Source organism: Streptomyces celluloflavus (genome assembly GCA_000720995.1).
Classification (GTDB): domain Bacteria; phylum Actinomycetota; class Actinomycetes; order Streptomycetales; family Streptomycetaceae; genus Streptomyces; species Streptomyces celluloflavus.
Genome location: JOEL01000165.1, coordinates 1 through 274 on the forward strand (window position 1 = coordinate 1; position 274 = coordinate 274).

Consider the following 274-nt stretch of genomic DNA (forward strand, 5'->3'; position numbering starts at 1 on the left):
CAGCCGCCGGGGCTGTTCCAGCACCGCCGCGATGTCGGCGAGGAGGCGGGAGCCCAGTTCGCCGTCGATCAGGCGGTGGTCGAAGGAGAGCGCGAGGGTAGTGACCTGGCGCGCCTTCACCTTGCCCTTGTGCACCCACGGCTGGAGCTTGACCGCGCCGAAGGCGAGGATCGCGGACTCCCCCGGGTTGAGGATGGGGGTGCCGGTGTCGACGCCGAAGACGCCGACGTTGGTGATGGTGACCGTGCCGCCGGACATCGCCGCCGGTGAGGTC

General features: G+C 70.8%; 1 protein-coding gene. It reads right to left on the reverse strand.

Annotation, left to right across the window (positions count from 1 at the left end; translation table 11 throughout):
• Positions 1-274 (reverse strand): 2-oxo acid dehydrogenase subunit E2 (locus IH09_RS36325; protein ID WP_190233542.1); only part of this gene is annotated, 274 nt, incomplete at both ends.